This is a genomic window from Pseudomonas sp. AAC, from assembly GCF_000725445.1.
GTDB classification, from domain to species: Bacteria; Pseudomonadota; Gammaproteobacteria; order Pseudomonadales; family Pseudomonadaceae; genus Pseudomonas; species Pseudomonas citronellolis.
The window spans coordinates 107,966-125,886 of the sequence record NZ_KL647104.1; the positions used below are offsets into that span (position 1 = coordinate 107,966).

The window sequence follows — 17,921 nt, forward strand, 5'->3', positions numbered from 1 at the left end:
AGGAGCATGCAGGCTGTCAGGTGGGTTCTGGCGGGGACAGGGGAAATAGAGACCTGGAGAAGGCGGAATTCGCGGGTACGGCTGTTCCCCAGCACCTACATTCCACGCGGATTGTTCATATCAGGTTTGCCCTTGACCGAGGGATAAGCCACCTTGCATCCGGAAGACCTGTATCCCGTGCAGCCCCAGAAATCGTATTGCCCAGGTTTCTGCTTGTGGACGAGTGGTTCCCCGCATTTGCCGCACTTGTACTCGCTGCTGGTAGGCCGTGAATCCGGTGCGGTAGCGCTTCGTTGCATGGTGGCGGACGGTTGCGTCTGCAGCTTCTGGAGTTCCGCCCCGAGGTGCTCATAGAACCGGGCCACGACGGAGCTGTACGTCTCTTGGCCCTGGGCGATCTTGTCCAGGTCCTTCTCCATGCTGCTGGTGAACTCCAGCTGCAGGAAGGTGAAGTTGCCTTCCAGCTTGGCGATAGTTTTCTCCCCCAGCGGACCTGGGACCAACTTGCGCTTTTCCTCGACGACCAGGCCCTTGCCAGTGATGTTCTTGACGATTGCGGCGAAGGTACTTGGGCGGCCAATCCCCAATCGCTCCAACTCCTTGACAAGGCTGGCCTTGGTGAAGCGCGGCGGCGCCTTCGTCTTCTGGCTGAGCACTTCGCCCTGGTGAACCGGGAGGATCTGCCTTGGCTGCAGTTTCGGGACCGGATTCTTCGCAGGCTCGGCCCTGTCTTCTTCAGCGTCATCGCCCTTGAGCAGCTTCTTCCAGCCGAGGTAGGAAATGGTGCTACCAGTTGCGGCGAATCGCAGTGGGCGACTATCCGGCCCCTTGGCCAAGAGCTTTACGGTGCGCACGTCGTAGATTGCGTCCGTAAGCTGACTGGCCAGCGCGCGAATTCGGATGATTTTGTAGAGCGACTGCTCATCGGGCGTCTCGCCCGCTGTCTCGTCAGCCCAACTGGTCGGCGCGATGGCTGGGTGGCCTTGCTGGGCCGCATCGCCGGCTTGGAATACCCGGCGCTCCTCGACTGCCTCCAGCCCCATCTGGCGTGCAACAGCCTTCAGATGCGCCATCGCATCGTCATCCAGGTTGGGGTTATCAGTACGGTGATAGCTGATGACGCCCTGCTCGTAGAGCTTTTGGGCAATCATCATGGTCTTGTCCGGATCCCACCCCAAGGCCACGCTGGCTGCCTGCTGCATCGTCGATGAGATGAAGGGCGCGGGTGGCCCGCGGCGTTTCTTGCTGTCGGTACAGGACTCGACGATTACGGCGCGCGTCCCAGCGACCTGGCTGGCCAGTGTGCCGTCCTGGACGTAAGGGTGCTCCTCAGTCGCAAAGTCAGGAACGGTCACCCACTCTGCCTTCCACTTCTGCTCCGTTGCCTCATCCAGAAAGGTCAGGTCCACGCCGAAGTGGTGAACGACCTTGAAGTTGCGAATCTCGCGTTCACGCAGGAGCACGATGTAGACGGCGACAGATTGAACGCGTCCTGCAGACGTGGGTTCACCGAGAGTGCGTCGAAGCTCCTGCGTTACGAGGTAGCCCACCAGACGGTCCAGAACGCGCCGGCATTCCTGGGACGCTACCAGGGGAAGATCGATCTTTCGCGGGCTCGCCAGGGCCTCTCGTACGGCGGACTGGGTGATCTGGTTGAAGGTGATGCGCTGATAGTCACGAATCCCCAGCGTTTGCTGGATGTGCCAGGCGATGGACTCACCCTCACGATCCGGGTCAGTGGCGATGTAGATTTCAGTGGCTCTCTTCAGAGCATCGCGCATGCTTTTCACGTTGCGCTGGCTCTTGGGCAGCACCTCGTACACGGGGCGCAGGTTCTTGAGCACGCCGGTGGTGATCATGGTGCTGTCCTGGCCCTTCTCCGGCAGGTCGCGGATGTGGCCGCCGCTGGCGACTACCATCCAGTCCTCGCCAGGGCGCAGCTTCTTCATCATGGGACCGAGCTTCTTCAGCTTGCCCGGTGCCTCGATGATCATGAGTTTCATGGGGTGCCCCTATCCGTTGATCCAGGCCGCACTGTTGCTGCCGGCCTGGTCTGGTTCAACGCGAAATGGGCATTAGAGGCGGGATGAATTCGGCGGGAGGGTCGTTGTGGACTAGAGGTCCAGCGTCAGCTGCTGGGCCTGCCGGTACCCTTTCAGCCAGCTGGCCAACATGGCGGGGTGCTTGTAGGGGCAGGCATGCACGGGAAGCCCTTTCTGCGCAGCTTCTGCACCAGCGGCTGCAATGGTCAGGTGAGGATTGTTGAAGTGCCTCCTGTCGACCTTTTGCTCTGGTGTGGACTGACCTGACACAGTGGACCTCCCGCGAATGAGGTTGGCGCTGTAGGGCTCTTTACTAGTTGGAAGCCTTGTTGACTGTCACGACGAGATGATAGCGGCAGTTGACCGCTTGGATATCCTGCTTGTCCTCCCGGGCCCACCTTAAATCGCAGCCGAAGTCGATGCTCTGCTCATTGCCGAGGAGTGCCTGCTTGGGCTGTGTGGACTCCACGTCGAGCAGGCTGGTCTGCGGAGCTCCGGTTGCGGTCACACCGGCTGCCGGGTTTACAAAACCCAAGACTTCGACGCCATGTAGCCGGTAACTGAGTTGAACGCGGTCCTCAGACATGACGACAGGGGTGATGTTCAGGTCGTAGCCGTGGACGTAAGTGGCTGGAGTTAGGCGCAGCTGCTCGCCATCGGGCGTCACCTTCGACACATAGGAGCTTGTGACCTGAGCCTGCGCTTCTAGGGGGTGGCCATCCTCGACGTTGTCGGCGAATGACATAACCAGGTAGTGGTCCCGGTAGAGAGCTCCCGATACCGAGAGCATGTATTTCAGAGCCTTCGTGCTCTTTGCAGCCGTAGCATTAGTGTCTGCTTTGTCCGACTTCTCCGAGGCCCAACAGGGCGAGTGAGCAAGGAGGATGAGTGCAAAGCAGATGGCGGTCTGGAGCTGTTTCATGGTGTATCACCGAGTTATGAGGGGCGACGTGCGATGCCTCGCATCCAGCGGTTTCACGATGAGGCGCGTTGATGCTGGGCATGGCTCGGCAAAGCTCTTTCAGATGCAAGACTCGGCCTGTCCAGGGCAGAAAACACCCGGAAATGCGCATTGTGAGGAAGTGGATTTCCCCACTCCGCAGGATCGTTCCACAAGAGACCTGGGCAGGCGCTGCGTGCAGCGCCCCCTTTCGGCCCAGCTGTTTCGGGCTGAAGCACCGAGGCTGCCATTGGCACCAACACTGCCACTGTGCTCCTGGTTGAGTGGTTCCAGTGGAGCCAGTTGTTCAACCGCCCGCCATGAGATCAAGGCTTGGCTGAGTGTTGCGGGCCGCAACACCACCACGTCAAGCAAGGGCGAAGTGTTACGGGAAACAGTTGTGGAGTGGATATGAGGTGAAACGCCACGACTCAGCTGCTCTTGGCGAGGGAGCTACACGAAGGGACGCGATTTAGCGTGGGTCAGCCTGAGAGGGAATCTGACGCAGTTGGCCCAGGAACTCGGTGTTCGAGAGCTTACCGTCTACACGGTCCTGAAGTATGGGGAGGAGTAGCGCCTGCTGTTCTTTGCTCAGCTTGCGGTAGAGCTCGACGAGCTCGAGCTCCGAGGGGGTGATGGGCTTGTTCAACAATTGGGCCATGGCGGTTGCTGCAAAAGATTGGACTGAAGACAGGAATGACGGAGCAAAGTTCTTGCCACCTGCAGCTTCGCGAAGGGCGGCCTCACAAAATGGCTCGCCAGAAGAGGGCTGATTGGGTGGTGCAGAAGCCTCGCGATGGGACGTCCTTGTCCCCGGAAGCCTCGCGAAGGGGCGCGCTGAATTAAGGAGGGGGTTACAGGGGAATGTCGTCGTCAAATCCGTCGTAGTCGCGCATGTCCTGGGTAGGGTGCTGCGGCGCCGGCGGCTGACGATCAGTCTGAGGATTCTGCTGTTGCTGTTGGCCGGCCCCGGAGGCCAGGAGCGATACCTGGGCAACCCGATGGGGGAGGATCGCAACTCGGCTCGCCTCGACCTTCAGTGCCTGGACCTCCTCGCCAGTCTGTTTGTCCTTCCAGCTGTCCATGATGGCGCGTCCCTGGACCATGACCCGCATGCCTTTCTGGAACACAGAGGCGAAGCGCTCGGCATCCTGGTGCCACCACTCGACGTTGCACCAGAACCCTCCACGGTCCTTATAGCCACCTTGGCCGTCCGGGATCGAGTTGTCGAACATGATGTTGAGACGCAGAAGTTGCCGCGGGCCATTGTTGCCGTTGGGGAAGCTCTTGTACTCGGGCAGGGAGCCGATGTTGCCTTCCCATACTACGGGTGTACTCATGGTGGATCTCCGGTCAGTTGTGTTGCGATGGGTTCGTGTTCTGCTGCAGGCGAACCAGGTACTCGGCCTCGGCCTGGCCCATCTTCTCCGCGCACTCGGCGGCCTGTTTGGCGATGGAGTGGATGAGGCTCATCTGCATGTTGAGGATGATTCGTTGCTGCTCGAGCGCGAGCAGGTCCTGCAGCAGGTGGGATGGAGTCTTGGGCTGCCGCAGCATTTCCGCCCAGATGCCCACCCCCATCTTTCGGGACTGGATGTGCTGCCAGCGAAGGAAGGTGGTGCCGGCCTGGGTGTTCTGCTCTATCAGGCGGACGGGCAGCAAGCTGAAAGGATGACGGCGGACCTGGGCCAGCACTTCCTGGGCGAGCTCCTTCAGACCGACCTCCAGCGCCTGGCATTGCTCAGCTAACTGGGTCATCTCCCCCTTACCTTTAAAGGGTCTTAAAAGGCCTTTTAGTGAGGCACTCTGTTGCAGCCCCTGATAGGCAGTCTGTTGCAGTGGTCGGAAGAGAGTCTGTTGCAGCTCATGCTCCGGACGGCTGTGCGGCAGCATGGTGATCAGTCCTCGCCGAGATCTTCGTGGTCATCGGAGAAGGGCTCGCGTGGTTGTGGTTGACCGCGAGTGATCGGTGGGGCGAAGGAAGAACGTCGGGTGCCCTCCAGGATGTCCTGGGGAATCTCGCCATGACGCTCGTACATTTTCCGCGCCTGCTCGGCCTTGGCGTTGTTGGCGGCAAAGTCGTCGCGGCATGCACCGGAAAAGCGATAGAGCTGGGCCAGGCCGAAGAGGCTACGAAGAACGCGGGCGCCTTCGTCGATCCACAGCTCCATGTCGCGCCGGCCGATGAGACCAACGTGCTGAGCCAGGAGGATGCGTCGAACGATCTCGTCGTAGGAGGTCAGCAGGTAGACCGCCTTGAAGCCCAATGGGTTGGAGATGAAGAGAGGCAGCTTGACGGGCTGGATCGAGAGGTTATTGCCGATGGTGATCATCGAAGGCAACTGGGCCATGACATCGTCCAGGCGCTTGTCGATGACCTTCAAGGCTTCGTCCGACTCGTTGATCTTCTCCTCGAGCCGGATCATCCACCAGTCGGAGTAGGGATCGTCCTGAGAGGCACCACGCGACATCTGATTCATCTTCGAGCAGAAGCCTGCCAGTCCGAGGATGCTGGGCTTGCCTTCAGTCTGAGGGCGGCCCATCCAGATTCGCGCTGCGTGGTGCGTGTGGAGGGTGAGCTCAACAGCACTCCGCAAGGAGCCAATGTTGAGCTGGTAGTTGTCAGCCATGGGCACGGTTTCCTTATTAAGGTTGAGGAACGTGCCCATGCTGCTAATCAGCGGGAGCTGCCGCAGCAGGAAATGCTCAGTCCGCCAAACTCGATTTTGTTGTTGCCATTACTACCCCTGCCAAAACGTCCCTAATGGCGCCCAGATCCAAGCCAGCAACACACCGCCGGCGAGTAGAACAAGCCATGTTTTCCAACTGCGAAGGTAAGGCCAGAGTGCGAGCAGCGCGAATAGTGCCAGGTCGATGAGAAGTTGCCTTTGTTGCATGGGAAGCTCCGGTTGATTGATAGAGCTTCCAGTGTTCAAGGTGGGCAGCGCTGGTGGTGGCTTTTTACAACCACATTCCGACCGAAAAACGGAGCTGTTTCGACTCATCTCTATGTGGCTCCGTCCAGGTCGACCTCGGCGCCAAGGTCCAGTTCCTGCCTGAGTGTTTCGGCCCGAAACACCCAACTCGCTGTCGGCGCCGGCGGTCAGGTCCTGGTCCCGTGTTGCCAGTGGCAACACCTAGCTCGCCGTCGGCACCGAGGACCTGGTCCTGGTCGAGTGGTGTGGGCCGCAACACCCAACTCGCCCACGGCGCCGATGGCCGGGTCCTGACCGAGTGATGCGGGCCGCATCACCCAGTTCGCCGTTGGCGCCGAGGACCTGGTCCTGGTCGAGTGGTGTGGGCCACACCACCCAACTCGCCCACGGCGCCGATGGCCGGGTCCTGACCGAGTGATGCGGGCCGCATCACCCAGTTCGCCGTTGGCGCCGAGGACCTGGCCCTGGCCGAGTGTTGCGGCCCGCAACACCCAGTATGCCGTCGGCGCCGACGATCATGTCTTGGTCGGGTGGCGATCATGACACTGGCTGATCAATCCGTCGGTGATCCCCCCTGCCTCGGTTTCAGTTGTTGCCAGATCGTGCTTAGGGCCGATTTGGCCGTCTGCATCCCAGCCTGAGATGGTGGGGACTGAGGGCGGGTAACTGGCGGCGTAGGGGGGGCTGGTTGCGCTTGAGCGACCTTGGGTTGAAGTTGCGGGCTAGGCTGCCAGTCAGCGTTGAAGTCTCCGCGAATAGCACGCGTTGCAAGCGATGACAGGTAAGCCATGGGCTTGCTGACTTCGCCCTCGATGCAGCGATGTGCCCACTGACCCATCACGGGTTCCCTAAGGTCATCCGGGACCGTTTGCATGATCGATCGGGCCCTGCTCCGGTTCTCTGCGCTGAGCATTTCCAAGGCAATCAGCCAGTTCGCCGCGGCATTCCTTGGATTACCCGCGGGAAGTACAGAGCTTTTACAAACATCTTTGTGTGTATCTGTATACGTACTATATGAGTTCGGATTCCGAACTGAGGGTGTACTCGGTGAATTTCCACTGAGTTCGGATTCCGAACTGAGGGGTAGAGCGCCTTGTTTCGCAGGGTTCGCACTGAGTTCGGCATCCGAACTCAGTGACGCCTCGCTGATTTCGTACTGAGTTCGGATTCCGAACTCAGGGGCTGGAAAAGCGTGCAGCTTGCTCTCGACTGCCCAGGCCTGACCATTCAGACGCTCAGCAATCGTATCGACGTGCGTCGGAAGGCGGCGTCCTACGTCCGGGTCACCGGTAAACTCGCGCCAGGAAATCTCCGCCACTTCCTTGATGGCCTTGTTTTGATGCTCCATAGATTGGAGCAGCAGCTGCATGTAGTCCTTGTCGAACTCGATGGCTTCAGCTGGGGTTACAGGTTCATCATGTAGGAGGTAAACGTTGCCCTGCACCTGGCCGCTTACCTCATTGCGTACTCTGCGTCCAAGGCTCAGCCAGCGTGTGAGCCGGAGCACGGTCAATGCTTTCGATACTGTTTCCCTGGAAGCGTGTTTCCCGGGGTTCATCCCCAGATAGGGGCGGAGCTGGTCGTAAGTCGGGAATGCGGTAACGCCGTCTTCATTGACGAGCAAGCGGAAGACCTGCCAGCAGTTTCTTTCGAGTGGCGTCAGGCGGTTGTCGAGCAGCAATTTTCGTGGAACCGTCTCATGGGGGTTCCCGCTAAAGATGATCCCTGCGTACTGCGAAGGGGGGGCGGACTGGGTAGCGGTCTCCTGTGCTCTCTTCTTTTGCAAATGGGCCTCGAGGTGTCCCGAGGCCGAATCTAGGAGCGTTGAAATGGGGAACCGGGCGAGCTTCATCTTGCTTCGTCGCCTTCCTCGGAGGTGACAGCCACCACCTGTTGTTGTTCGTGGAGCAGCAGCATCTGGGCACTATGGCGCCACGGGTTTTCTTTGTTGGGCGGATAGACTCCCTGGCTGATCCAGCTCGTGATGCGATGCCAGATTTGAGCCAGCGTCAGCCCATCGGTAATCAGCTCTTCGGCGACCAGCATGGCAACGTCGAGCATGGCCAGGCTGTCCTTCAGGTCTACCTGGTTCTCTTCCATGAGGTGGACCCATCTGTGCCAGACCAGGTGGTCTTGGTCCTCTGAAAGCTCAGGCCAGCGACCTCTAGGCGTCTTCACCCCGATGACCGCACGCTGCAGAGCAATTTCTTGAGGCGACAGTCCGAAGAACTTGTTGAGCAGATTCGTGGTTGCTCCCAGGCGAATTGCGCGCTCGATCAGCCGCATTTCTTCTTCAGAACGCGCAGCGCCGGAGATCAGCTTCATGACGATGGACTCGTCGATGCTGACCTTGGCCCAGGTGACTGGGGTATTGAGCAGCAGGCTCATAATGGTAGGGTGCTGGATTTGGCCCAGTACCTCGGGGGCAAGCCCCATCTCGATACAGCGATTCAGCTGACCGTTGCGCATCAGGTTCAGTATCTGCGACAGCACAGCTTCGTTTATTGGCGACTTGGACATTGCGATTCCCTCCCGTAATCGTCCGCGATCAGCTGTCGAGGGCTGGTGTGTGCTGAGCGTGCTCTTGGATCTCCAGGTCGATGAGGCGACGGGCGAGGCGCACGATCCGGAACAACTTGACCAGTGCGCCGTCGCTCAGTCGACCTCGGTCGTCCGGGACCTGGTCTTTTGCCATCGGCTGCCCGAGGAGCAGTTGGCCGAGACCCGCAGCAAATTCGAACTCCATGAGGCCATCGCGGGCTTCGGGCTGATCCTCCAGTAGTTTCAGAGCGATTGCCGTTGCACCGCTGAGTGACTGGAGGAGCGTCACTGTGTGATGGGCAGTCGCGGTGATTTCAATTTCTTCCTGGGGCTGCCGGTAGGAGAACCCGATGCCGCCATCTACCTCGAAGATGTCACCGGGGGCGCCAACAGCCTGAAGTATTTCCACAGCCAGGTTGGCGATGTGCTTACGCAGTTGGTCGGCCGCATCGATCTCGCGCTCGATATACCAGAGGTCGCTGATGGGGTGCAGTCCACCGGCCTGGACCGGGATGGCGATGAGTGCATTGGCATTGAAGTCAGGCAGTTGCTCGCCATCCAGCGCGGCCATCTTCTGCTTCATTTCCACTACACGAGAGCTGATGTTCGCAGGGGCGGCGACATGACCATCGATTCGAGCCTGACGGTCTTCGGCAGTCATCTGGTTGATGTCAGGAGTAGTGGTGATCCGCGTCCCCTGCCGTGCTGGCAGGGACGGCGGGATGGTCGCTGGTGTGTTCTTGCTGGTCGGCTGGGGCGGTAGAGCGGGCACCTGGGTTTCAGTCCCGCCGGTTTCGGCAACTTGAGGTGGCGGCGGCGGAGGGGATGGAACTTCGACAACCGGAGTGCTACGGCGCAGTTGGTCCTGCTGCTGGGTGATCTCGAGCAGCACGTCCTCGTAGCCGATGCCGAGCGGCCCTTTCATTTGACCGATCAGCTCATCCTGGAAGCGCTGGAACAGAAACTCTTCGGAATCACCTTCAAACTGAGCCAGCACGTCCTGAAAGAGCATCTCGAAGTCGATGCCGGCACCTTTGTAGTGCTTTTCCCAGCAGGTGCTGGCTGTTTTACGCAGAGATAGAATTTTGCTGACTCTGTCCACGCCCAGACCGCTGTAGAGCATTCCCGGAATAGCAGGTAGTAGGTATCGAATGGCGTCGAGCATGCGGCTGATGTGGGATTGCGAAACGGGATAGCCATCTGCGGCTAGGCGTCGCGACAGTTCTCTTTGCGATACTGCTTGGCCAGTCTCTGCCTCATAGTGAGTTTTGGCCTTATCGATGCCCACAGCGCGCTCAATGAACTTGAGATCGCCTTTCAGGTCGTTCTCGGCCAAGTGCCCTACCAAGGAAAGAATCTCGCCCCGGGCTTGATCCCAAGGGCGGAACAGGCAGTGGAACCGATAAAAGCGCTCGTCGCCGGTCTCCTGGTAAAGCTCTTTCAGGATGGCCAGGCGAGTGTTGCCCCCGTTGCGGATGCGATGCTTTTGTTCGCCTGGTCGGCGAGTGACTGGCGGGGGCGTATCAAGGCCGCGGGCCTTGATGGAGGCTTTAATTTCCTCGTACTTCGGGTTGCGAGTCGTCCGAGGGTTGTCGTCATACGGAAGGACGTCATCCAGCGTCAGCACCATCGGGGTGTCAACGACGGGATCGCTGAGTTGCGCCACGGGAGCGGCCTGCGGCTGGAAGCCAGGCTTGAGCATGGCGTCTTTCAGGGAGATCGGCTCGGCCATGATTACAGTCCCCGCGCGTCGTTGGCGGAGTCGGCACCAGTAGGCTGCTGGGACAGCAGCCGGTCGATGACCTGGTTGGCTCGCTGGATCTGCGACTCCAGTTCGTCAACGCGCTCCAGGCGATGGAGGATCTCGCGATTCAAGGATCGGTCGTTGTCCTTGGCCAGCTCGGCAATGCGGCTTTTCATCCCACAGGGCATGCGGACTACGAATTTGTCTTCGGGCTCTTTGGTGGCGGTTTGGCGATCAGCGCTCATGTCATTTCTCCGGAATTCTGGCGGCAGGTTTCTCAGCGACGCTTCAGCTGGTCGTGCAGCTGGGTCGGGAGGCCACGAATGGTCAGCACGTCGCGCTCTCCGTCGTACTCGACCTTGCTGCCCAGCAGGTGGGCCTCAAAGCTGATCGACAGGCCTTCCGCGCGGCCAGTGAAGCGGCGGAACTGGTTGAGGGTGCGTTTGTCCGCCGGGAACTCTGGCGACAGGCCGTAATCCTTGTTGCGGATGTAGTCGTAGAAGGCGCGCGGCGCCTGGTCGTCCATCAGTTCGGAGAGTGCGTCCAGGGCCATCGGCTCGCCGATCTTGGCCTGGCTGGTGGCGTAATCCACTAGCACATCGGTCCTCTCGCGGGCCTGTTCTTCGGGCAGGTCTTCGCTTTCCACGAAGTCGCTGAAGGCCTTGAGCAGGGTGCGGGTCTCGCTCGGGCCGTCGACGCCCTCGGTGCAGCCGATGAAGTCGCAGAAGTAGTCCGAGACCTTCTTTCCGCTTTTGCCCCTGATGAACGAGATGTACTGTTTGGACGTCTTGTTGTTCTGCCACTCGGAGATGTTGATCCGCGCGGCCATGTGCAGCTTGCTGAGGTCAAGATGGCGCGAGGGAGTTACTTCTAGCGCCTCGGTCACCGCCACTCCTTCGCTGTGGTGGAGGAGGGCGATGGACAGGTAGTCGGTCATGCCTTGCTGGTAATGGCAGAACAGCACGTGGCCGCCAGTGGAGAGATTGGACTCCTCCATCAAATGCGCGAGCTGTTCCACTGCATGGCGGCTGAACTCGACAAAGTCCATGCTGCCAACCAGGAACTCGTTCAGCCAACCGCTTAGCGGGTAGGCGCCGGATTCGCCATGGAAAAGGCCCCAGGCCTTGTTCGGCTTGGCGTTGTAGCTCTCGTTGAGGTCGGCCATGAGGTTTTCCATAGCCTGGGAATCGACCAGCTCGACACCACTGATATGCAGTGCAGATGGGTTGCCGTCGGGCTTCTTGTCGATCAGGTGGACGATGGCGTGACGAATGGGCATTAGATGATCTCCTGACAGGACGACTGGGCCGCCTGAACGTCGGCGCGGCGGAGGCGCGCGAGAGCGTTGAGGGCCGAATGGCAGTCGCTGGCGGTGAAAGAGGTGAAGATGGGCAGCCGGCCAGGCTTGCTGAATTTGACGTGGCCGCCGGCGGTGCGGCTTGCGCTCCATCCGAGTTGTTCAGCAGTGATGACCAGGCGTTTCAAGCCTTCTTGGGCGCCGCGGAGGAAATTACGCATTAGCGGTTTCCTCCTGCTGCTGAAGCCAGGTCTCCATGTCCTGCAGGCCTGCTGGAAGGGTTCCGGTGCGAGCTGCCTCGAGGAGGCGCTCTACCAAGCGCTTCAGGTGCTTATCCAGTTGGTGCCGTTGGCAGGCAATCTCGTCATGCGATGAGCGGAGCAGTTGCACTTCTTCCTGCAGCTGCTCGAGGACCAGAGCACCGCCGGCGCCTGCAGGGCAGACTTCAGCTGCAGTCGCTCGGAACTGGGTGAACAAGCGTGCCTCCCAGTCCTGGCGGCAAGGCCAGAACCGGTGGCCGCGCTCCACGTTCCAGCCGCTGGTCCACGTGCGGCATTTTCCGCAGTCCGGGCAAGGCATCTCGCCGCCACCGTCCAGGTGATAACCGCAGTGCATGCAGATCCACGTGGGACCAGCACGCAGCAGCAGCTCAAGGCGTAGCTCGTTGTTGTGGATACGGTGCAGTGGGCGGAAGGTGGTGATCTCAGACATCACGACCTCCGCTCAGACTCCAGCGGCTCTCGATGTAGTTCGCTTTGTCACCAGGCTGCGCCGGCAGCTTGGCGATCACACCTTGGCCTTCGCCGAAGAGGCGGTCGGCCAGGCGCTGTGCAGCGATCTGATCGCTCCAGGTGCAGCTTGCGCGCTTGCCTTTCACGGTGTTGGTGAAGAACCCAGCTCCGTCGAATTTCACTACGCACTCGCGGGAGGTTGCGCTCATGGTGCGACCTCCTGGTTGAGAGCATCGCCGGCCTGGACAGCCACGATCTCAGGGGAATCGCCGGGATAGCGGGTTGCCAGTTCAGTGAGGAACTCGCGTGCAGCCTCCCGGGCACCGGGAATGCGAAACACCACAGTGCAGTGATGCGCTTCGGCCTGGCCGGAAAGAGAGGGGATCACTCCGACCTTGAGCGAACAACTGAACAGATACTTTGGAACCCAGACCGCCCAGAAGTAGTTGGAGAGCAGCGCGCCAGGTGCCTTCAGGCTGAGCTCTAGCGTGCCTGCGTCGGTTTCGAGGATCTCGATGTACTGCAGCTTCTCGAACTCCCTGAGCTCAGCGTGGAGCGCAGCAGGGGCGACAGTGCTGTGGTCACGACCGAGCCGCGTAATGACTTGGCTGAGGGCGTCGAGCTCGATGGCGTTCAGACCGGCGCGATGAGCGTGAGCCAGAGCAGAGGCTTCGAACGGAACGCCGGCGGCGATAGCAGGGAAAGCTCCATCAGCGCGCATGGTCCACCTCCTGCAGTTCATCGATGTCGTAGCTACCGCAAACGGGGCAGGTGAGGACCTCGATCTCGCCTTCAGGGCTGGTTTCGGCCGGAACGAACTGGCGTACGTTCTGCAGCGGATGGTGAGTCCCGCAGTTGCGGCACCAATGGGTGATGGGGGAGTGCTGACTGGACGTCATGCGAATGCTCCTTGCAGCTCATGCGCACTGAGATTGGCGAATCGCGTCTGCTGGGGGATGAAGGCGGTGCGGACGGTTCCGGTCGGACCGTTACGGTTCTTTCCGACGATCAGCTCTGCGATGCCTTTGGCCTCGGTATCGGGGTTGTACACCTCGTCCCGATACACGAAGAGGATCAGGTCGGCGTCCTGCTCGATGGCGCCGCTGTCCCTGAGGTCCGCGCAGATGGGGCGTTTGTTCGGACGGCGTTCGAGATCTCGGTTCAGCTGGGAAAGGGCTATAACCGGGCAATCCATCTCCTTCGCCAAGGCCTTCAGCGAGCGCGAGATCTCGCTGATCTCGTTGGCTCTGTTCTCTTGGCCGGGGCTGCGCATGAGCTGCAGGTAGTCGGCCATGATCAATGACGGTTTTCCGTAGCGACGAGCAGCTCGGCGCGCCTTGGCTCGAAGCTGCATCGGCGTGAGGTTGCCGGTATCGTCCATGACCAGCCGTGTTCCATACCCGTCCATGCGTGCCACGGCGCCGGTCAGTTTTTGCCAGTCCTCTTCCTCGAGTCTGCCCTTCAGCAGCCTTGAGAGATCAATACGTCCAAGAATGGCTAGCAGCCGATACACTAGGGCCTGGGCTGGCATCTCCATGCTGTACACCTGGACCGTCTGATCCGGGCGCGACTTCAGCGCAGCGTCGACGATGCTCAAGCAGAACGAGGTTTTGCCCATCGAGGGACGGGCGCCGACTATGACCAGGTCGGCAGGCTGGAGTCCCGAGGTCAGCTCATCGAGATCGTCCAGGCCAGTTGAAACCCCGGTCACCGTGACGTTGCCGTTGAAGTTCTGATCGATCTGGTCGACGACCTTGATCATTGTGTCGCGGACGTTCACGAACTCGGAGGTCGACCGGCCTTCACCCAGTGCGAACAGCTGCTGCTCGATCGACTCCTGGACCTCGTTGGCATCAGCCTGTTGGTCAGTAGCGGCGCGCGAGCACTGGTAGCCCAGGGTCATCAGCTGACGAAGGTGCGACCGGTTGCCCACGATCGCAGCGTAGTGCTGGATATTCGCAACCGACGGAGTGTTCATGGCCAGCTCAGCCAAATAGGCCAGGCCGCCTACTTCCTCATGAGCCTCCAGCGCTTCACCGATAGTGACGATGTCGAAGGGGCTGTTCTTCGAAGCAAGGTCACTGATCGCTTTGAAAATCAGTTTGTGCTCACGACGGTAGAAGTCCTCCTCCTGCAACTGATCGCCGACCAGGTCCCATGCCTCGTTGTCGAGCATCAGCCCGCCAAGGACACCCTGCTCAGCTTCAATCGAATGAGGAGGGGAGAGGTCCAGGTGGTTCATCTGGCACCCCCGTGCGCAAGCGCTGCCAGGGGATCCCGGCCGACACCACGACGCAACTGGGCCTTCTTGCCTGCCTCCCATCCAGCGTGCAACGAGCTGCGATCATGGCCCTTGGCAGGCGTCGAGCTTATGTTGGTGTGCTGGAGGTTCGGGTGGTGCAGGCTGAGATAGGCGCTGATTTCAGAGCGAGTGTCGGAGCTCATGCCCGTGGCGAATTGGTCGACCTTCTGCGCAACGGCACGTATCCAGCCTTCCGCGAACAGCTGTCCGCGGCGCCGCTTGGTCTTCAGCTGGCAACGCGATAGCTGGGCGACGTGCTCGCGGCGAGCTTTCTGCAGCTGGTTGAGCAGGCTGCTGTAGGTATACGCAGCCAGGTCAGGGCCCACACCCTTGCCCAGAAACTTGAAGCAATAGCCGTGACCGTGGCGGTAGTAAGAGAGGTAACTGCAGTCGAAGGCCTCAGCGCAGGCAAGGGCAAGCGAGTGATGCCAGTCTGCAGGAGAACGGCGGGTATGGGTCGGGACGCTGGCTTCGTCAACCAGGCTTGCGCGGATATCCTCATGCTCCAAGTTGTACTGGGACATGAGCGCGCGTGCCTGACGGAGCGCAGTTTCGACTTCATTCGGCGTGGCACCGTTGGAATTGGCCAGAGCCATCAGCTTGGCCACCTTGTCCAGGACTTTCTGCTTATCCATCAGGCCTGGCCCTCGCTCAAGGTGCTGAGAGGCTTGCGAGGCTCGTATTGCAGCTCCCACGTCGGATGGAACGGCATGGTGTGCTTGAGGCCATCCAACTGCACGTTCAGTCGGCAATCCTTGGCGCTGCGGATGGTGCCGAACTCCTTCTTCCCGCACCCGGTGTAGAGCACTCGCATCCCGCGCTTGGCCGGAACGCCGTACCACTTACGAGTTCTTTCCATTTGCCCGGCCATCACACACCTCCCGAAGCCAGCACTGCGGCGTTGGTCAGCGCGCGGAAGCTCTCAATTACGCCTTCACGCAACTCCTGCTCGGCGTGAATTGCGTTACTGCGGTTTTCGCTCCCGCCCTTCTCCGCAAACTCCTGCATTGCGTAGCGGAATTTGGTTATCAGGCTTCCGATATGTTCCAAGCCCCTCGAATAAGCCTGTCCCTGACGGCCCTCACACGCGATCAGGTCCGCTTCGCACTGAGCTGCAGGGCGGTCTGCCTGAGAGGGAACGTTGCTGCGCTCCACCCGGGTGTTCCAGGTGCGACGAGCTTCTGCAGCGTCGACCTCTACCTCGGTAGCCAGACCGCACCAGGTGCATTCCACGCGGTGGCCACATTCACTGTCAGTTTGCTCCGCCAAGCATCCGCAGCACGGGCAGCTGAGCAGTGGGCCGAACTGGAGGGAGTGCTCGGCGCGAGCATGGTCCATGGTCTTGAGGACCGCGCCCAGGGCGCTCTGGCTGCCAGCCAGCGCCGGCGAGTGCACTTCTTTGGTGGAAAGAGAAAGCTCCAGGCACCCCTTCTCGGAGACCTGGAAGTTGCTGCTGTGAAGTGAAAAGCCGACTCCGTTGATGGAGACGTTCAGGGGGAGATCGGCTGCAGTCGCATCTTGGCGCTGGATAGTCGCTAGGCGTCCCTGCAGCATTGCCAGCGTGACTGGCTTCTTGGCATCACCGTTCATGCCTGCCCCTCCTGCGAACCCGTCGAGGAAGGCGGCGGAGTGAAGCTGTTCAGCGCTTTGCGCCAAAGCTCGATTACTTCCTTCTCCTGGTTGGTCAAAGCAGCTTGGCTGACCTGGTCAGCCACCCGCTGTTTCATCGCAGCCAGGCGCTCTTCGACTTCGGAACCGTCGTCGTAGCTGAGCTCCTCCTGAATTGCGGTGATCAGTTCGGACCGTAGATAGGTGATCTGGAAGAAAAGGTCGGAGTAATTTCGTTCGCGCTTGGTGCCGAAGTGCACCCCAGAAGTGCCCAGGTCTGGCCCGTGTTTTTGGCAGAACTGAATGGGGGAGTAGAAGGTATGGAGAACGCGCGCCCGGTTGTAAATCAGCGCGGTTTTCACGATTTCCAGCAGGTCCTCATTGGCATTCGGAGCTGCTGGAAGGGGATATTGAGCAGCAACCAGTTGCTTGGCGCGCTTATCGCGAGCCTCTCGGCGCCGTTGCGCTTCCTTCTCGGTACGTTGGCGCTTTTCTTTGGCATGCACGACGTTGTTGCCGACCGAGTCGATCAGATGCGCGGCATCGAGCAGGAGCTGCCGTTGGTCTGCTGTCAGGTGCTCCCCGAGTCGCCCCAATAGGCCGGATCTCGTAGTCCAGCGTTGGCCGATCTTGCGAAGCTCACCAGAAACAGAGGTCAGCTTTGTCTGGACGCTGCGAAGGTCCTTGGCGCTGTACAGCTCGCCTAGCTTCAGCACCACTTCAGGGGTGATCCCGCTGGCATGGGTGATATCGACAGGTTTCTTGGCCATTTCAGCGGCCTCCCTTGACGATCTGGGCGACCTTCTCCTCGGTCATCGCCTCGAAGCGGTCGCGCCACTCGGGGAAAACCTCGATGGCGAGGCTGCGGATGATGCTCAGTGCTGACGGCGCCTGGCGATTGGAGGGCTGGCTGTATTCCAGTCGGTGGGCAGGAACGCCCTGGGAGGCGGCCTTTCTGAAGACGACCGCCTGGGGGACGATGGTATCCAGCACGGAGACGTCTGGGTTGCCATCGAATACTTCGCGGACAGTCTCGTGGATCTGGCGGGCGTCTGCCGTTTGGTCGAGCCCGTTGATGATGATGTTTATGTGGGGGATGTTCAGCCCCAGGCGGCTGTAGGTATGAAGCCCCGCCATCATGTGCATGGTGCCGCGATTGAATTCTCGGGCCGCCAGCATGTTCGGTGGCAGGGGGGAGAGGGCGACGTCGGAGGCAAGCACGACCATTTCCAGCATGGCCGAGCGTGCGCCCTGGGTGTCAAAGAGCACTAGGTCGTACTGGTCAGCGAAAGCTGGCATCAGATTGGCGAGTCGCAACCGTCCGTCGGGAGCCTGGAGTAGGAGGTTGTTCAGCTGGTTGTTGATGTCGTTGGAGACAATCACATCCAGATTGGGGATGTTGGTGCGAGAAACAATCCGTTCCGGATCGGTGTTATTGAAGGCTAGGAGGTCGTAAAGACCGCCAGGAGCTTCATGGGCGAGAGGGTAGTAGGAAGATCCGGAAGGTTGGACCGGATCGAGATCGATCAGGAGGGTACGCAGTCCAGCATCTGCGACAAAAGCGCCCAGGTTGGTCGAACTGGTGGTTTTGCCGGTACCGCCTTTGGTGGAAATAATACCTGCTTTTTTCATTACAAATGCCTCTAATGTGGGTTGCATTAGAGGCTGCGTGCCTAGAGCTCTGGGCATTCACGGGGCCGGAGAACCCCTTCCTAGACGCTCCTAGTCCAATTGTCTTTTAACCAATTGGTCGTAGGTTCGAATCCTACACGACCCACCA

Annotated in this window: 22 protein-coding genes; all 22 read right to left on the bottom strand. The window is 60.1% G+C overall.

The features are described from left to right. Positions 1 to 95: 95 nt before the first annotated feature. Positions 96 to 2,003, bottom strand: a complete 1,908-nt coding sequence (gene topA / locus FG99_RS30415) for a type I DNA topoisomerase (protein WP_043273977.1) — start codon at positions 2,001 to 2,003, stop codon at positions 96 to 98. Positions 2,004 to 2,114: 111 nt separating this feature from the next. Beyond that, a complete protein-coding gene (locus FG99_RS30420) occupies positions 2,115 to 2,312 on the bottom strand; it encodes a ribosome modulation factor (protein ID WP_043273979.1) in 198 nt (65 codons plus the stop codon). 43 nt (positions 2,313 to 2,355) lie between these two features. Next, positions 2,356 to 2,964, bottom strand: a complete 609-nt coding sequence (locus FG99_RS30425) for a hypothetical protein (RefSeq protein WP_043273981.1) — start codon at positions 2,962 to 2,964, stop codon at positions 2,356 to 2,358. A gap of 872 nt (positions 2,965 to 3,836) precedes the next feature. Next, the gene (locus FG99_RS30435; RefSeq protein WP_043273983.1) at positions 3,837 to 4,322 is read right to left on the bottom strand and encodes a single-stranded DNA-binding protein; all 486 of its coding nucleotides are present in this window, start codon (positions 4,320 to 4,322) and stop codon (positions 3,837 to 3,839) included. A 13-nt stretch (positions 4,323 to 4,335) separates the two neighbouring features. After that, positions 4,336 to 4,875, bottom strand: a complete 540-nt coding sequence (locus FG99_RS30440; protein WP_043273984.1) for a DUF3158 family protein — start codon at positions 4,873 to 4,875, stop codon at positions 4,336 to 4,338. 5 nt (positions 4,876 to 4,880) lie between these two features. Beyond that, positions 4,881 to 5,612, bottom strand: a complete 732-nt coding sequence (locus FG99_RS30445; RefSeq protein WP_043273985.1) for a PFL_4669 family integrating conjugative element protein — start codon at positions 5,610 to 5,612, stop codon at positions 4,881 to 4,883. Between the two features lie 859 nt (positions 5,613 to 6,471). Continuing rightward, complete coding sequence (locus tag FG99_RS31850; protein WP_065327869.1) at positions 6,472 to 7,770, bottom strand: STY4528 family pathogenicity island replication protein; 1,299 nt, start codon at positions 7,768 to 7,770, stop codon at positions 6,472 to 6,474. Next, a complete protein-coding gene (locus tag FG99_RS30455) occupies positions 7,767 to 8,438 on the bottom strand; it encodes a DUF2857 domain-containing protein (protein WP_043273986.1) in 672 nt (223 codons plus the stop codon). Before FG99_RS30455 ends, FG99_RS31850 begins: the two co-directional genes overlap by 4 nt. Positions 8,439 to 8,466: 28 nt before the next feature. Then, complete coding sequence (locus tag FG99_RS30460; protein WP_043273987.1) at positions 8,467 to 10,191, bottom strand: ParB family protein; 1,725 nt, start codon at positions 10,189 to 10,191, stop codon at positions 8,467 to 8,469. Positions 10,192 to 10,193: 2 nt separating this feature from the next. Next, a complete protein-coding gene (locus FG99_RS30465; protein WP_043273988.1) occupies positions 10,194 to 10,448 on the bottom strand; it encodes an Arc family DNA-binding protein in 255 nt (84 codons plus the stop codon). Between the two features lie 32 nt (positions 10,449 to 10,480). Next, positions 10,481 to 11,482, bottom strand: coding sequence for a nucleoid-associated protein YejK (gene yejK, locus FG99_RS30470; protein ID WP_043273989.1), 1,002 nt, complete (start codon positions 11,480 to 11,482; stop codon positions 10,481 to 10,483). Continuing rightward, entirely contained in the window at positions 11,482 to 11,721 is a 240-nt protein-coding gene (locus FG99_RS30475; protein WP_043273991.1) for a hypothetical protein, read from the bottom strand. Before FG99_RS30475 ends, yejK begins: the two co-directional genes overlap by 1 nt. Continuing rightward, complete coding sequence (locus FG99_RS32390) at positions 11,714 to 12,211, bottom strand: hypothetical protein (RefSeq protein ID WP_141678532.1); 498 nt, start codon at positions 12,209 to 12,211, stop codon at positions 11,714 to 11,716. Before FG99_RS32390 ends, FG99_RS30475 begins: the two co-directional genes overlap by 8 nt. Next, the gene (locus tag FG99_RS30485) at positions 12,204 to 12,440 is read right to left on the bottom strand and encodes a hypothetical protein (RefSeq protein WP_043273993.1); all 237 of its coding nucleotides are present in this window, start codon (positions 12,438 to 12,440) and stop codon (positions 12,204 to 12,206) included. Before FG99_RS30485 ends, FG99_RS32390 begins: the two co-directional genes overlap by 8 nt. After that, the gene (locus tag FG99_RS30490) at positions 12,437 to 12,952 is read right to left on the bottom strand and encodes a hypothetical protein (RefSeq protein ID WP_043273994.1); all 516 of its coding nucleotides are present in this window, start codon (positions 12,950 to 12,952) and stop codon (positions 12,437 to 12,439) included. Before FG99_RS30490 ends, FG99_RS30485 begins: the two co-directional genes overlap by 4 nt. After that, a complete protein-coding gene (locus FG99_RS30495; RefSeq protein ID WP_043273995.1) occupies positions 12,942 to 13,130 on the bottom strand; it encodes a hypothetical protein in 189 nt (62 codons plus the stop codon). Before FG99_RS30495 ends, FG99_RS30490 begins: the two co-directional genes overlap by 11 nt. Then, complete coding sequence (gene dnaB / locus FG99_RS30500) at positions 13,127 to 14,473, bottom strand: replicative DNA helicase (protein ID WP_043273996.1); 1,347 nt, start codon at positions 14,471 to 14,473, stop codon at positions 13,127 to 13,129. Before dnaB ends, FG99_RS30495 begins: the two co-directional genes overlap by 4 nt. After that, on the bottom strand, positions 14,470 to 15,168 hold the full coding sequence (locus FG99_RS30505) for a DUF2786 domain-containing protein (RefSeq protein WP_043273998.1): 699 nt from the start codon (positions 15,166 to 15,168) through the stop codon (positions 14,470 to 14,472). The genes dnaB and FG99_RS30505 overlap by 4 nt, the downstream gene beginning before the upstream one ends. Further along, on the bottom strand, positions 15,168 to 15,404 hold the full coding sequence (locus FG99_RS30510) for a hypothetical protein (protein ID WP_043274000.1): 237 nt from the start codon (positions 15,402 to 15,404) through the stop codon (positions 15,168 to 15,170). Before FG99_RS30510 ends, FG99_RS30505 begins: the two co-directional genes overlap by 1 nt. Then, complete coding sequence (locus FG99_RS30515) at positions 15,404 to 16,123, bottom strand: hypothetical protein (protein ID WP_043274001.1); 720 nt, start codon at positions 16,121 to 16,123, stop codon at positions 15,404 to 15,406. Before FG99_RS30515 ends, FG99_RS30510 begins: the two co-directional genes overlap by 1 nt. Beyond that, a complete protein-coding gene (locus FG99_RS30520; RefSeq protein WP_051879440.1) occupies positions 16,120 to 16,911 on the bottom strand; it encodes a hypothetical protein in 792 nt (263 codons plus the stop codon). The genes FG99_RS30515 and FG99_RS30520 overlap by 4 nt, the downstream gene beginning before the upstream one ends. Before the next feature lies 1 nt (position 16,912). Beyond that, on the bottom strand, positions 16,913 to 17,773 hold the full coding sequence (locus FG99_RS30525) for a ParA family protein (RefSeq protein WP_043274003.1): 861 nt from the start codon (positions 17,771 to 17,773) through the stop codon (positions 16,913 to 16,915). Positions 17,774 to 17,921 lie beyond the last annotated feature (148 nt).